The following is a 14,570-nucleotide window of genomic DNA, read 5'->3' as shown; positions in this document are numbered from 1 at the left end:
GTATTACCAGCGTGGAATGTCAGTCTTCACGTCCGCGTTTTGCGCCCGCTGACGCAGCAGGTGATCCATTAATACGATCGCCAGCATAGCCTCTGCGATCGGCACGGCGCGGATCCCAACGCACGGATCGTGGCGTCCTTTGGTGATCATGTCGACTTCTTCGCCAAAGCGGTTAATCGTGCGTCCAGGAACGGTAATACTGGACGTCGGTTTCAGCGCCATATGTGCAACAATTTGCTGCCCGCTGCTGATCCCGCCCAGAATGCCGCCCGCATGGTTACTCTGGAAACCGTCTTTGGTGATTTCATCACGGTTTTGGCTGCCGCGCAGCGCGACAACGTCAAACCCGTCGCCAATCTCTACGCCCTTAACGGCGTTAATGCTCATCAGCGCATGGGCAATGTCGGCATCCAGGCGGTCAAATACAGGTTCACCGAGACCCGCAGGTACGCCGCTTGCCACCACGCTGACCTTTGCTCCGATGGAGTCGCCCTCTTTTTTCAGGCCGCGCATCAGTTCATCGAGCGCCTCGATTTTATCCGGGTCCGGGCAAAAGAACGGGTTAAGCTCTACCTGAGACCAGTCTTTAATCTCCAGCGGGATATCGCCCATCTGCGTCAGACAGCCGCGAATTTCAACGCCGAATTTTTCCGCCAGATATTTTTTGGCAATAGCCCCGGCCGCCACGCGCATTGCTGTTTCACGTGCGGATGAGCGTCCACCGCCACGATAGTCGCGCAGACCGTATTTTTGCTCATAGGTATAGTCGGCGTGACCAGGACGAAAAACATCCTTAATCGCGCTGTAATCCTGTGAACGCTGATCGGTATTTTCGATCAGCAGACCAATGCTGGTACCGGTGGTCACGCCTTCGAACACACCAGAGAGGATTTTCACCTGATCCGGTTCACGGCGCTGCGTAGTGTAACGCGACGTACCTGGGCGACGTCTGTCGAGATCGTGCTGCAGGTCAGCTTCTGTCAGAGAAATGCCCGGCGGAACACCATCGACAATACAACCGAGCGCCAGCCCGTGTGATTCGCCGAATGTGGTTACGCGAAAGAGTTGCCCAATTGTGTTTCCTGCCATCACGGCTCCGTTATGAGTGTTGTGTTTGTGCGCGTGTATTTAGTCTTTATAAATGCTGAAGTGCTCGCGAGCAGCAACTAACTGTTCTTTGGTCAGCATGAATACACCGTCACCGCCGTTGTCAAACTCCAGCCAGGTAAACGGTACATCCGGGTATTGCTCTATCAGATGTACCATGCTGTTTCCGACTTCACAAATCAGAATACCGTTATCTGCCAGGTAATCTGGAGCGTTCCCCAGAATGCGGCGAGTCAGTTTCAGCCCATCGCTACCGGACGCCAGACCCAGCTCAGGTTCATGACGATATTCGTTTGGCAGATCGGACATATCTTCCGCATCGACATACGGCGGGTTGGTCACAATCAGGTCATACTGCACTTTCAGCAGATCGCGGAACAGATCGGAGCGGATCGGCGTCACGTGATGGATCAGACCATGTTCTTCAATATTGTGCTCAGTCACCGCCAGCGCGTCAGTGGAAATATCCACCGCATCCACTTCGGCTTCCGGGAAAGCATACGCGCAGGCAATAGCGATGCAGCCGCTGCCGGTACACATATCGAGGATATGCTGCGGCTGCTCATTGATGAGGCCCGCAAAACGATTATTGATCAGTTCGCCAATCGGTGAGCGTGGAACCAGCACGCGTTCATCAACATAAAACTCATGCCCGCAGAACCAGGCTTTATTGGTCAGATAAGCAACCGGGATACGCTCGTTGACGCGGCGAATCACGCGTTCAACAATACGATGGCGCTCGCTGGAGGTCAGACGCGCGGTGCGCATATCTTCAGGTATATCCAGCGGCAAATAGAGCGACGGCAGCACCAGCTGTACGGCCTCGTCCCATGGGTTATCCGTGCCATGGCCATACCAGATATTCGCCGCGCTAAAACGGCTGACCGCCCAACGCAACATGTCCTGAATGGTATGCAGTTCACTCACTGCTTCATCGACGAAAATTTTATCCACGTATTCCTCCAGGGCATGCTCGTATTAATTTCGGCGGCTAGTTTGCCACGAAGACGGCGATAAATCAGCATCCACACCGGGCCTGAACGCGAAAATTGCGTTTTAAGCGATCGGATGCCCGTCGAGTCGGGTTAAACTAACGGAAAATAAAAGATGAGACGCTCGAATGAAAAAGAAAACATCGCTCAGCGAGGAGGATCAGACGCTGTTTCGCCAGCTGATGACCGGCACGCGTAAAATTAAGCAAGACACTATTGTTCACCGACCGCTACGTAAAAAAATCACCGAGGTTCCGGTTAAAAGGCTGTTGCAGGAACAGGCTGATGCCAGCCACTATTTTTCTGACGAATTTCAGCCGTTGCTGAACACAGACGGCCCGGTAAGATATCTACGTGCCGACGTCAGCCATTTCGAACTCAAGAAAATGCGCCGTGGCGACTACTCCCCGGAGCTGTTTCTTGATTTGCATGGACTGACCCAGCAACAGGCCAAACAGGAATTAGGCGCGCTGATCGCCGCCTGTCGTCGTGAGCATGTGTTTTGCGCCTGCGTTATGCATGGCCACGGAAAGCATATTCTTAAACAGCAAACGCCTCTCTGGCTGGCACAGCATCCGCACGTGATGGCCTTTCATCAGGCACCAAAAGAGTATGGTGGCGACGCCGCACTGCTGGTGCTGATTGAAGTGGAAGAGTGGCTGCCGCCAGAACTTCCGTGATGCAGAAAAACAGAAAGAGCCGCGTTTGCGGCTCTTTTATTTTCCGGATGGCGGTTGTGCCTTATCCGGCACTTATATCGCTTTCGCCATTTTGAGATTACACGGGCTCATCTGCCAGTTGAAAACCCCTTTTCCGCTTTCATCAAGCGTAACGCTGGCAATCGCTGACGTGGTAAACATCGGCGGAGTTTCGCCTGGGCAAAGCTCAGACACCAGGTACCCCACTAAAGGTAAGTGAGAAATCACCAGCGCCGTGGTGATACCTTCATTGGCCAGAGCCTGTAAATAGGCGCTGACCAGACCAACATCGCCGCAGGGAGTCAGCTCCGGCAAAACATCCACGCCGCTTGGCAGGTTCATGCATTCCCCCACCACATCCAGCGTTTGTTCGGCTCGCAGGAACGGGCTCACCAGAACACGTTCGATATCCACTTTTTGACCTTTCAGCCAGTTCGCCATCAGGCGAGATTCGTCACAACCACAAGAGGTTAAAGGACGAACCGAATCACTGGCGGCATCGAGGGCCGCGTCGCCGTGACGCATGATAAAAACTTGCATATTGCACCGCTTTTGTTAACCAGAATCACCAACACCAGTTAATCACGGCCCCTATTGACCGTGGTAACGATATGGTGGCCGGCATTGTGCCTTATCCATTCACCGAATGAAACGCTGTTTTTTACCTCAACGGCGTAAGTATAGTCAATCTCTGTTTACATTTTGAGCATGAGCCATACATTCAGTGCGGATTCATCCTACCTTTGACCTCATGAATTCAGGTCAGTTTCCCTACTATTCCAGAATCTTTCACCGCGTTCCGCCATCAGCAATAACTGCTCACACGGCGTAAACCGCGAGCCATATTGTGTTGATAGCCGTTGCAGAACCGCAACTACTTCACCCGCGCCGAGGGAATCCATATACCGGAACGGGCCGCCGAGGAATGGCGGAAAACCAATACCAAATACAGCGCCGATATCGCCATCACGGGCGCTGCGGACGACCTTCTCGTCGAAACAGCGAGCTGCTTCATTGAGCATTAACATGACACACCGCTCAGCAATTTGCGTGGCGGTGAGTCGAGCCTGGCCCTGAGCGCCAATAAGCGTATAAATTGCAGGGTCGACCTGTTTTTTGCTTTTACGCCCTTTCGCGCCATAAAGATAGAAACCGCGACCATTTTTTCTACCTTTGCGATCGTCATTCAAAATTGAAGCAACAACATTTGCAGGCGCGCTAAAACGTTCTCCATACGCCGCTTCAAGCACAGGTATAATTTTAGTGCCCGTATCAATTCCGACCTCATCCAAAAGTTGGATTGGCCCAACCGGAAAACCAAACTTAACCAGCGCGGCGTCAATGGCTTCAACCCGCTCGCCTTCGGTTAACAGGCGTATAGCTTCATTGATGTAAGGCGCTAAAATGCGGTTAACGTAAAATCCGGCCTTATCTCTGACGACTATCGGTGTTTTACCCTGTTTTTTCGCCAACTTGACGGTTGTTGCAATAGTTTGCTCAGAGGTCTTTGCATGCGGAATGACCTCAACCAGCGGCATTTTTTCCACCGGGCTAAAAAAGTGCAAACCAATCACTTGTTCAGGTCTGGCAGCCTTAGCCGCAATATCACTAATTGGTAAAGATGAGGTGTTGGAAGCAAAAATAGTGTGAGGTGCGCAATTTTGTTCAACTTCTGCCACCATCTGTTGTTTTAACGCCAGATCTTCGAACACGGCTTCAATAACCAGATCGCGATGCGCAAAACCGCGATAATCGGTAGATCCAGAAATTAACGCCAGCTGTTTATCGCGCTCGCTGGCTTTGATATGACGGCGACGAACTTTCGTTTCAAGCTGATCCCAACTGTACTTCAGCGCGTGGTTGATTCCCTTAGCAGTAATATCCTTGATACGTACTGGCAAGCCACCTTTACAGGCCGTCACATAGGCGATACCTCCGCCCATCAGACCGCCACCCAGAATGCCGACACTGTTTAGCGGACCGGGATTTGCATCACTACCTGGATCCTTTTTCACGTCGGTATTGGCAAAAAAGATGTGTCGCAGCGCCTGAGACTGGGGTGTCATCGCCAATTCCCCAAATGCGCGGGCTTCTGCGTCATAACCGCTACTGCTTCCCTGGGCAAGGCCGGTTTCAATGACCTCAAGGATACGTTCCGTCGCGGGATAATTTCCCTGCGTTTTTTGCGCCGTCTTTTTACTGGCCATACGGAATAGCAGCGCTCGCCCCAGCGGCCCCGCTAATACCCGCTCACGTACGGGCAGACTCCGATGTGAGGAACTGTCTTTTTTAGCCAGTTCAACGGCAGCTTCCAGCAATATGGACTGCGGCACGACTTCATCCACCAGCCCCACTTTAAGCGCCTGTTTTGCGCGCAATTGTTTCCCTGTGAGGATCATATCCAGCGCAGTACTGACGCCAATAAGGCGTGGCAAGCGTTGCGTGCCGCCGGAGCCGGGCAACAGACCAAGCTGGACTTCCGGCAAACCCAGTACGGTTTTAGCATCATCGGTACAAATACGGTTATGGCAGGCCAGCGCCATCTCCAGGCCACCACCCAGACATGCGCCATGAATCGCGGCGATAACCGGGATCGGCAACGCATGGATTTCCGCCATAATCTGCTGCCCCTGGCGGGCCAGCGTTTCGGCTTTCTGCGCGCTGCGGCAGCTACCAATCATGTTGATATCTGCTCCGGCGATAAAATTATCGGGTTTCGCTGAAATGAACACCACACCGCGCAGCGCTTTGTTGTCGCGAATTTGTTTCAGGATGGCCCGAACCTGAGAAGCAAACTCCGCTTTCAGGGTATTCATTTTCTCTCCGGGCACATCAATAGTGACAACAGCAATGTTATCCAGACGCACGTTTAGCGTAAAAGCCGATGTCATTTCCATTATTCCGCCTCCAGAACCATTGCCGCCCCCAAACCACCTGCCGCACAGGCGGTGACTAAACCAAAGCCGCCGCCACGCCGGCGTAATTCATTGAGGGTTTGCGTGATCATTCGCGCACCGGTAGCAGCAAAAGGATGTCCATAGGCAATAGACCCACCCAGCACGTTAAATTTACTGTCATCAACCTCGCCAGTGGCATGTGCCCTACCCAACACTTCGCGGGCAAAACGTTCGCTGCCCAGCAACTGAAGATTCGCCAGCGTTTGTGCGGCAAAGGCTTCATGCATATCGATCAAGGTTAAATCCGTCATCGTCAGTCCAGCTCGATCCAGCGCAAGCGGTGTTGACCACGCCGGTCCCAGCAGCATGTCCTGCCAGACATCAATTGCGGTGAAAGCATAGCTGCGTAAATACCCCAGCGGCACCAGTCCCAGCTCTTTCGCACGCGACTCCGTCATCAATATCACGGCGGCTGCGCCGTCCGTCAGCGGGGTACTGTTCGCCGCAGTGACGGTGCCGTGCTTTCGGTCAAACGCCGGACGCAGTTTGGCGTAATCGGCCAGCGTAGAGTTGCCGCGAATATTGTTATCTTCGGAAAGAGGATCTTTAAATGGTGGCGCGTAGGTGGTCATCACCTCATCGGCGAGCTTTCCTTCAGCCCATGCCTGAGCGGCACGTTGGTGAGAACGATGCGCCAGGGCGTCCTGCTGCTCGCGCGTAATGCCATAGGTTTTCGCCATTTGCTCGGCCGTATCCCCCATGCGCAAGCCGGTGGAATATTCAGCGACAGCGGGGGGTACAGGCATCAGGTCACGTAAACGCAGCCGGGAAAACAGTTTCAGGCGTTGCCCTGTTGTGCGGGCTTTATTGACATCCACCAGCACGCGCGCCAGCTTTTTGCTGACGCCAATCGGCAGGACAGACGACGAGTCCGCCCCGCCGGCAATTCCGGCGCGAATTGTCCCCGCCATCAGGCTTTCCGCGACATTCGCTACTGCCTGGAAACTGGTAGCGCAGGCTCGGCTTACGCTGTAGGCATCCGTGTGCACATTCATACCGGTTCCGAGTACGATTTCACGAGCAATATTGGGGGCTTCAGGCATTTGTACCACCTGGCCAAAGACCAGTTGCTCGATCACATCAGCGGGTATTTCGCTACGCGCCAGCAGTTCACCAACAACCATTTTCCCCAAATCTACGGCGGGAATGCCATGAAATGCGGTTGCCTGACGGGCAAATGGCGTACGCAATCCGCTTACAATGGCGATGCGATCGCCCTGGCGGGTAACCAGCGGTAAAGCCTGACTCATAACACTCCCCTGTAAAAAATAAAAATAAGTGGTCTGACCTGATCACAGTCTTAACCAATTTTTTACATTTAGCCAAGCGGAGAGAAAAGAAAGTGGGAGCTAAGACACAGTGAATAATCACTGACTGTTACGAAAATACCCTTGCTACCAGGCAGCAAGGGTATAAAGAGAAGGGATTAACGCAGGCCCAACTGGAAAATCAGCGTTTCAGCTTCACAAGCAAAAACAAAGTCAATATCCAGACGCACACCATCTGATTCTTCGGTAAAGGTAGAGGTGATTTGGCAAGGCTCAGATTCCACGCCACGCGCCTTTTCAGTCAGAGCGGCCAGCGTTTCTTCTGCCTCTGCGCGATTCGCGAACACACGGCTGTATGACGCGGTGCAATCGGAGTTGTCCATGATGGTGCCAACATCCATACAGCAGCAAACCGGGGTTTCATCAGCACTGCATTTACTCATTGTAGATTTCCTCTGTATTCGCACCTGAGGTGCCAGATAAACGATAGGGATATTTTACGCTCCCCTCTTTCGCCTCTCCAGTCGTTAATTGTATGAAATGCGATAAGTGACCGAAATCACACTTAAAAATGATCTAAAACAAAAATCACCCAAACAGGTGAGTGCGCATACCCGCAATTTTGCCAGCTGGATCGCGTTTCCGAGATCAGAATTGAAAATATTTATAAACATACTTGCAACATTTCAGCTGGTCAGACCTATACTCTCGGCACTGGTCTGATTTCTATGTCGTACCTCAGACCCTACACTTCGCGCTCCTGTTACGGTATGTAACATTGTTTGTATAAAAATAAATCTATGAGGTTATGGTCATGAGCCAGAAAACCCTGTTTACAAAGTCTGCTCTCGCAGTCGCAGTGGCAATTATCTCCACACAGGCCTGGTCTGCAGGCTTTCAGTTAAACGAATTTTCTTCCTCTGGCCTTGGCCGGGCATATTCGGGTGAAGGCGCTATTGCAGATGATGCAGGTAACGCCAGTCGTAACCCGGCACTGATTATGATGTTCGATCGCCCCACTTTTTCTGCGGGCGCGGTGTATATCGATCCAGACGTTAATATTTCCGGTAAATCGCCATTCACCGGACGTAGCACCGACGCAGATAACATCGCCCCTACAGCGTGGGTTCCCAACGCTCACTTCGTGATGCCTATCAACGAGCAGTTTGGTTGGGGGGCTTCTGTCACCTCAAACTATGGTCTGGCAACCGAGTTTAATGACAGCTATATCGTCGGTGAGTACGGTGGGAAGACTGATCTTAAAACGGTCAACCTTAACCTGAGCGGTGCCTACCGTCTGAATGACAGCTGGAGCTTTGGTGTTGGTTTTAATGCCGTTTACGCCGATGCAAAAATTGAGCGTTATTCCGGTGAGCAGACCGCCGCACTGCCGAAAGTAAGCCAGAAGATCGCCAGCCTGAAGGGTGACGAATGGGGCTACGGCTGGAACGCCGGTATTTTGTACGAGCTGGATAAAAATAACCGTTACGGCTTGACCTACCGCTCTGAAGTTAAAATCGACTTCGATGGTGATTACAAAAGCGGCATTCGTTCCCAGGCCAATGCGTTACCTGGCGCAGGCACCGCGTTCCCATGGGGCACAACCAATGCCACCGTCCCGGGTTCTTTGACGCTGAACCTGCCGGAAATGTGGGAACTGTCGGGCTATAACCGCATCGCTCCGCAATGGGCTATTCACTACAGCATGGCTTATACCAGTTGGAGCCAGTTCCAGGAGCTGAAAGCAACCGGCACCAACGGCCAGACACTGTTCTATAAAGAAGAAGGCTTTAAGGATTCTTACCGCATCGCGCTGGGCACGACCTACTATATGGATAAAAGCTGGACCTTCCGTACCGGTATCGCCTATGACGACAGCCCGGTTCCTGCAAGCAAGCGTTCCATCTCCATTCCAGACCAGGACCGCCTGTGGCTGAGCGCGGGTACGACTTACGCATTCAATGATGACGCATCTATTGATGTTGGTGTTTCTTATATGCACGGTCAGAAAGTGACCGTCAAAGAAGGCCCGTATACTTTCGACTCTGAAGGTAAAGCCTGGCTGTTCGGTACCAACTTCAACTACGCATTCTGATTTTCTGCAGACATTAAAAAAGGTGAGCTTTTTTTAGCTCACCTTTTTATTTGCCTCAATTCCTTACTCGGAATCAATATCTTTTAAATCATCCTGAATGGCTTTCGCGTTCGGGTTTTCTTCTGGTTTAAGTTTCCCGCCGTTCGCGATGAAGTCATGACGCTGGAAGTAGGCTTCACGTACCATGATGTAAGGGTCGGAAGACTGACGCAGCAGACCGTCGGAATCAAGCAGCTGTGCGCGGGTTTCAATCCCTTCGACTGTCCATTTACCTATCGACAACGGCCAGGTCAGCCAGGACAGTACCGGATACAGCGTATCCACCATATCGCCACCATCATCGCGCAGCGTGAAGCTACCGTAGAACGGAAGCTGCATATATGGTCCGTAACCCACGTCATAGTGGCCTAACGTACTGCCAAAGCGGTGTGGTTCAACGCGCTGTAGCTTCGGATTCGCCATACCCGCCACATCGATAAAGCCGCCCATACCCAACAAGGTGTTCAGGAAGAAACGGGTAAAATGCACCATCCCCTGATAAGGATCGCCTTGCAGGAAATAGTTGACCATGACGGCCGGCTCTTCAAGGTTGCCCGTAAAGTTGCTCAAACCATTACGCGCCGGCTGCGGGACATAATCACGCCAGGCTACTGCTACCGGTCGAACAACATAGGGATCTAACACATTAAAGTTAAAGTTGTACATTGTGCGGTTGAACCCTTCAAATGGATCCGAACGCCCCTGCTGTTCAGTACCGGAGCTCGCACACCCCACCAAAAGTGTGGTTCCCAGCGCAAGCGCCGACAGGCGAAGCTTCATAAGTGTCTCCCTGTGTAATATGGCTATCGCTGATTGCCATCCATGACGGAACGATGACGTATCCGCCTGTTAAGATGTGAGCGATTGTAACAGCACGTCAAACGATGTCTATATACCCGGTCTTACTGATTTGATCATAGCCTGGTTATGCACACTACGCGGCGGTTCTATTTTAGCTAACCCGATAAAAACAAACGTTACCATTTTTGCTATCTCAGACTTTCTCCCGCTGATTTTCGGATAAAAACCGCTACGCTTTAGCAATACGTGCTTATGCAGGATTCGGCTATGAATGATATTGAGAAAGAAAAAATTGATCGGCACAGCGACGAAATCCAGGTCGAAAGTGATGAAAAGTTAGAAGGTAAAAAGATAGAGGTCGATGAGGACAGACTCCCCTCGCGCGCCATGGCGATTCATGAACATATCCGCCAGGATGGGGAGAAAGAGATGGAACGCGATGCGATGGCGCTGCTGTGGTCGGCCATCGCTGCCGGGCTGTCGATGGGCGCCTCGTTACTGGCAAAAGGGATTTTCCACGTGCAGTTAGAAAGCGTGCCAGGTGGATTTCTACTCGAGAACCTTGGTTATACCTTCGGATTTATCATCGTCATCATGGCCCGCCAACAGCTTTTTACCGAAAATACCGTCACTGCCGTACTACCGGTTATGCAAAACCCTACCCTCGGCAATTTTGGTCTGCTAATGCGCCTGTGGGGGGTGGTTTTACTGGGTAATATTATCGGTACCGGCATTGCGGCGTGGGCCTTTGAATATATGCCGATTTTTGATGAAGAGACCCGCGACGCCTTTGTCAAAATCGGTATGGACGTGATGAAAAACAGCCCAACAGAGATGTTTTCTAACGCGATTATTTCTGGCTGGCTGATTGCTACAATGGTCTGGATGTTCCCTGCGGCCGGTGCGGCGAAGATTGTGGTCATTATTCTGATGACCTGGTTGATTGCGCTGGGCGATACCACGCATATCGTCGTCGGCTCGGTGGAAATTCTCTATCTGGTCTTTAATGGTACGCTGCACTGGAGTGATTTCTTCTGGCCCTTTGCGTTACCGACACTCGCCGGAAATATCTGCGGCGGTACGTTTATCTTTGCGCTGATGAGCCACGCGCAGATCCGTAATGATATGAGCAACAAACGCAAGGAAGAAGCCAGGCAGCAAGCAAAACGCGAAGAATCGAAACAGAAAAACCAGAAAAAACAGGCTTGAATGGTGACTGTTTGAGCAGTCAGGCGGCTTGAGACTTACCGTTGAGGGTAAAAAACGCTATACTCGTGCCGCTTCGTCCCCTTAGTTAAATGGATATAACGAGCCCCTCCTAAGGGCTAGTTGCAGGTTCGATTCCTGCAGGGGACACCATGAACACTTCTCACTAAGTCCAATTAACTCCATAACTCACTGTTTCTACTGTTCTCATCTCCTTTTACTTGTCCAGCAAAGTGCCATTATTTCTAATGGAATCTATACATTTTTGCGTATAACATTGTGTATAACTGAGTTCGATCTTTTTTCTATACACATGCTGCTATCTGACATCCAAATAAAACGAGCAAAACCGAAGGACAAACCCTATACACTTAACGATGGTATGGGACTATCACTCCTCATCGACACCGCGGGCAGCAAAGGCTGGCGTTTCCGCTATCGCTTTGCAGGTAAACCTAAGATGATCTCCTTCGGCGTATATGGCGATGTGTCATTGGCACAAGCACGTGCTAAACGTGATGAGGCGCGTTCGATGTTAGCTAAAGGGATCAACCCAAGTGAAGCCAGAAAAGCTAATAAAATAGCTTTACAGTTCGCGCATGAGAACAGCTTTGAGTCTGTGGCCAGAGAATGGCACTCATCAAAAAAAACCACCTGGTCAGAGGGGTATGCAAAAGAGGTTCTCAACTGCATGGAAAAGGATATTTTCCCTTTCATCGGACAACGCCCAATTGAGCAGATTGAACCACTAGAGCTGCTCACCGTCCTGCAAAAAATTGAGAAAAGAGGTGCGCTAGAGCAAACCAGCAAGATCCGCCGCCGCTGCGGTGAAGTGCTTCGTTATGCTGTTGCCACAGGTAGAGCAAAGTATAATTTTGCACCCGATTTAGCTATCGCACTCAACAAACCTAAAACTCAACACTTCCCGTTCCTGACTGAAAGCGAGTTACCCGAGTTCGTCAATGCTCTGGATAACTATCAGGGCAGTTTAGTCACCAAATACGCCACCCAGCTATTGATGCTAACAGGCGTGCGAACAATTGAACTACGTGCAGCGGAATGGGCTGAGTTTGATTTAGATAATGCCTTATGGGAGATCCCCAAAGAACGGATGAAGAAACGCCGCCCCCATCTGGTTCCGTTATCTACTCAGGCGATCAGCATCCTGAAAAAGCTGCAAGAAATAACTGGGAATTACAGCCTCGTTTTCCCTGGACGAAACGACGTTAGAAAACCAATGAGCGAAGCCAGTATCAACAAAGTGATAAAACTACTGGGCTATCATGGTCGGTTAACCGGTCACGGCTTCAGACATACCATGAGTACAATTTTGCATGAACATGGTTTTGAAAGCGCTTGGATTGAAATGCAACTTGCGCATGTTGATAAGAACTCCATTCGAGGTACCTACAACCATGCGCAATATATTAAGCAGCGCCAGATTATGATCCAATACTACTCTGATATTGTCTATTCATGATCAAAATGGCTCTACAACTTTGTCTTCCAAATATTGCTGATCATAGACAACATCATTTTCTATCGCACCGACAATTTTTTTAAGTTGGTTGACGATTGATAAGGAATCATCATTAATATCTAATGTCTTCGCATATTCAAAGGCGGATAACGGCTTGCCCTTTTTGGAATCGTGTGAATAATTATGTGCATGCTCAAAATTCCTTATTGAAACATACCTATTGATTTCGCAGCCATTCCTTGCACTCGCAATTTGCATTGCATCCCATATTTTTTCATTCATTGTCCATGCACTATTAGATGTTTTTTCGCCATCATTATTATATTTAACAACTCCTTTCTCATACAAGTAACGTTCATCAGAATCATGAATGATATGTTGTTTTATCTTAAAATTGCTCAATACATTAATAAAGAAAGGAATGTTATTTTTTGATCCAGTATTAACTACAAATATTTCTTTTTCTGGGAAATGCTCTAATAGTAACTGCCTCGTTATAATTGCTTCAGTATCACCCTCGACTAAAATAACCTCATCAGAAAAGAAACTCTCACAAAGATGAGGATTAAAGCGGTTAAGCATCTGAACTCTATCTTTTGTCTCAACATCTTTAACGAATAAGTCCTCATCAGTTTGATATATCTCAGTCTTCCCATCATCACCTTTAATAAACCTTGCTAAAGATGTATGTGGTTTACTGAGATCAATCAATTGAGGATCGTGTGAAACGCAGATTACTTGATAATTATCCCCATTAGCAAGTTTATATAGAGTCTCTCTGAATTTTCTTTTATTGCTTGGATGCAAATAAAGCTCAGGCTCTTCAAAAAGAATAATATGTTTTTTCCCATCCTCCGTATTTTTAAAAAGTCCTAAAAGGGTAACTAGTGCCTGTCTAATTAGTGCATGTCCTTGTAGATCAAAAGACCTGTAACCATCATTTCCCCTTGTTTCAATTTCCGCTATCTGCTCTTTGATCAATGAAACCTGTTCAACAGCTACTTTTACCTGTTCTTCCGTAAGAGCAGTCTGTTCTTGTTCTTGTTCTTGTTCTTGTTCTTGTTCTTGCTCCTGCTCCTGCTCCTGCTCCTGCTCCTGCTCTTGCTCCTGCTCTTGAATTAAACGAGGTCCAATAGTAACGCTAAAATCTTTTTCGAAAATCTTAGCGATATCTGATTCTTTATAGGGTAGTGATGCAATCCTCATTTCCAAGGAAGGAAATGTTTCGCAAAAATATTTATTTGCCGCATTGCTCATTTCACCTAAAAAATTCGCACTTTCTATTTTACCTTGTAACCGTTTTACTGCCTTAGCTGCTTCTTCATATTCTTCATTATAAGATGTTTTTATTTTTGCCAATAGATTACTTTTTATCTGTTTATCTAACCAATCAGTTAATTCTTTAATGTTAGGGATGGCCTCTATAAAAATAATTACCGGAGTAGCATTAGTCAGTATTTGCTCCAAACCTCCAAAACCATTATCCACAAAACCATTAACCTCTTCGCTAGGGTTAAAGGTTTCTTTTTTCGCCACCTGATCCCTTTTTATCCAAGTTTTCCTAAACCTAATTTCATTAGTCTTGACACTAACCCATTTATCAAGACCTTTCTCTGCAAAATTTTGGGTATCTGAATCTTCTTTGATGTATACTGCTTCAATTACAATGTTATTGCCCTCATCGTAATCAAGAAAATCTGTAATTAATGCCTTTTGAGTTGGGGCTGCAAAATATTTATACGCATGCAACATACTCGACTTCCCAATATTATTTTTACCGAACAAAAAAACAATATTGTTATTATCAAACTGCAAAACATTACTCTCACCATTTATAGCACGAAAATTTTTTACTTTTAGCGATTTGAGTCTCATGAAAATTCCCTATTATGAAAAACAAAAGAGGAATTATCTTAAAAAGAATGAG

General features: G+C 48.9%; 12 protein-coding genes and 1 tRNA gene. 5 read left to right on the top strand and 8 right to left on the bottom strand.

The genetic code is table 11. The features are described 5' to 3' along the window. Positions 1–3: 3 nt before the first annotated feature. Together aroC and prmB are read right to left on the bottom strand one after the other, a co-directional pair. Positions 4–1,089 (bottom strand): chorismate synthase, encoded by a 1,086-nt coding sequence (gene aroC / locus M4I31_RS07380; protein WP_038642369.1) that lies wholly within the window; start codon positions 1,087–1,089, stop codon positions 4–6. A gap of 39 nt (positions 1,090–1,128) precedes the next feature. After that, a complete protein-coding gene (gene prmB / locus M4I31_RS07375; protein ID WP_038642381.1) occupies positions 1,129–2,061 on the bottom strand; it encodes a 50S ribosomal protein L3 N(5)-glutamine methyltransferase in 933 nt (310 codons plus the stop codon). A 166-nt stretch (positions 2,062–2,227) separates the two neighbouring features. Between prmB and smrB the strand changes: the two genes are divergently transcribed. Next, on the top strand, positions 2,228–2,779 hold the full coding sequence (smrB, locus tag M4I31_RS07370) for an endonuclease SmrB (RefSeq protein WP_006683613.1): 552 nt from the start codon (positions 2,228–2,230) through the stop codon (positions 2,777–2,779). Positions 2,780–2,851: 72 nt separating this feature from the next. Here smrB and sixA read toward each other — a convergent pair whose 3' ends face one another. From sixA to M4I31_RS07350, 4 genes are all read right to left on the bottom strand, one after another. Beyond that, complete coding sequence (gene sixA, locus M4I31_RS07365; RefSeq protein WP_038642383.1) at positions 2,852–3,337, bottom strand: phosphohistidine phosphatase SixA; 486 nt, start codon at positions 3,335–3,337, stop codon at positions 2,852–2,854. A 209-nt stretch (positions 3,338–3,546) separates the two neighbouring features. Next, entirely contained in the window at positions 3,547–5,694 is a 2,148-nt protein-coding gene (gene fadJ, locus M4I31_RS07360) for a fatty acid oxidation complex subunit alpha FadJ (RefSeq protein WP_250856865.1), read from the bottom strand. Continuing rightward, positions 5,694–7,004: an acetyl-CoA C-acyltransferase FadI gene (gene fadI, locus M4I31_RS07355; RefSeq protein ID WP_085047799.1), complete on the bottom strand. Its 1,311-nt coding sequence runs from the start codon at positions 7,002–7,004 to the stop codon at positions 5,694–5,696. Before fadI ends, fadJ begins: the two co-directional genes overlap by 1 nt. Positions 7,005–7,180: 176 nt before the next feature. Beyond that, positions 7,181–7,465: a YfcZ/YiiS family protein gene (locus M4I31_RS07350; protein WP_038642389.1), complete on the bottom strand. Its 285-nt coding sequence runs from the start codon at positions 7,463–7,465 to the stop codon at positions 7,181–7,183. A gap of 371 nt (positions 7,466–7,836) precedes the next feature. Between M4I31_RS07350 and fadL the strand changes: the two genes are divergently transcribed. After that, on the top strand, positions 7,837–9,117 hold the full coding sequence (gene fadL / locus M4I31_RS07345) for a long-chain fatty acid transporter FadL (RefSeq protein ID WP_038642391.1): 1,281 nt from the start codon (positions 7,837–7,839) through the stop codon (positions 9,115–9,117). Positions 9,118–9,180: 63 nt separating this feature from the next. Here fadL and mlaA read toward each other — a convergent pair whose 3' ends face one another. After that, complete coding sequence (gene mlaA, locus M4I31_RS07340) at positions 9,181–9,936, bottom strand: phospholipid-binding lipoprotein MlaA (protein WP_038642393.1); 756 nt, start codon at positions 9,934–9,936, stop codon at positions 9,181–9,183. A gap of 297 nt (positions 9,937–10,233) precedes the next feature. Here mlaA and M4I31_RS07335 point away from each other — a divergent pair, with 297 nt between their 5' ends. From M4I31_RS07335 to M4I31_RS07325, 3 genes are all read left to right on the top strand, one after another. Further along, entirely contained in the window at positions 10,234–11,166 is a 933-nt protein-coding gene (locus tag M4I31_RS07335) for a formate/nitrite transporter family protein (protein ID WP_110498802.1), read from the top strand. Between the two features lie 75 nt (positions 11,167–11,241). Then, positions 11,242–11,316 (top strand) — tRNA-Arg (locus tag M4I31_RS07330). 160 nt (positions 11,317–11,476) lie between these two features. Next, positions 11,477–12,643 (top strand): tyrosine-type recombinase/integrase, encoded by a 1,167-nt coding sequence (locus M4I31_RS07325; RefSeq protein ID WP_085048251.1) that lies wholly within the window; start codon positions 11,477–11,479, stop codon positions 12,641–12,643. Here M4I31_RS07325 and M4I31_RS07320 read toward each other — a convergent pair whose 3' ends face one another. Continuing rightward, positions 12,644–14,518, bottom strand: a complete 1,875-nt coding sequence (locus M4I31_RS07320) for an ATP-dependent endonuclease (RefSeq protein ID WP_085047798.1) — start codon at positions 14,516–14,518, stop codon at positions 12,644–12,646. Positions 14,519–14,570 lie beyond the last annotated feature (52 nt).

It is taken from the genome of Citrobacter sp. XT1-2-2, assembly GCF_023516235.1.
GTDB classification, from domain to species: domain Bacteria; phylum Pseudomonadota; class Gammaproteobacteria; order Enterobacterales; family Enterobacteriaceae; genus Citrobacter; species Citrobacter werkmanii.
Note: the sequence above shows the minus strand (reverse complement) of the source record. Positions and strands in the feature narration are given on the sequence as shown.

Bases quoted from the DNA above. Each gene is read 5' to 3' on its own strand.
- aroC (WP_038642369.1), bottom strand. From the start codon at position 1,089: ATGGCAGGAAACACAATTGGGCAACTCTTTCGCGTAACCACATTCGGC.
- M4I31_RS07320 (WP_085047798.1), bottom strand. From the start codon at position 14,518: ATGAGACTCAAATCGCTAAAAGTAAAAAATTTTCGTGCTATAAATGGT.
- M4I31_RS07325 (WP_085048251.1), top strand. From the start codon at position 11,477: ATGCTGCTATCTGACATCCAAATAAAACGAGCAAAACCGAAGGACAAA.
- fadI (WP_085047799.1), bottom strand. From the start codon at position 7,004: ATGAGTCAGGCTTTACCGCTGGTTACCCGCCAGGGCGATCGCATCGCC.
- mlaA (WP_038642393.1), bottom strand. From the start codon at position 9,936: ATGAAGCTTCGCCTGTCGGCGCTTGCGCTGGGAACCACACTTTTGGTG.
- M4I31_RS07350 (WP_038642389.1), bottom strand. From the start codon at position 7,465: ATGAGTAAATGCAGTGCTGATGAAACCCCGGTTTGCTGCTGTATGGAT.
- fadJ (WP_250856865.1), bottom strand. From the start codon at position 5,694: ATGGAAATGACATCGGCTTTTACGCTAAACGTGCGTCTGGATAACATT.
- sixA (WP_038642383.1), bottom strand. From the start codon at position 3,337: ATGCAAGTTTTTATCATGCGTCACGGCGACGCGGCCCTCGATGCCGCC.
- smrB (WP_006683613.1), top strand. From the start codon at position 2,228: ATGAAAAAGAAAACATCGCTCAGCGAGGAGGATCAGACGCTGTTTCGC.
- fadL (WP_038642391.1), top strand. From the start codon at position 7,837: ATGAGCCAGAAAACCCTGTTTACAAAGTCTGCTCTCGCAGTCGCAGTG.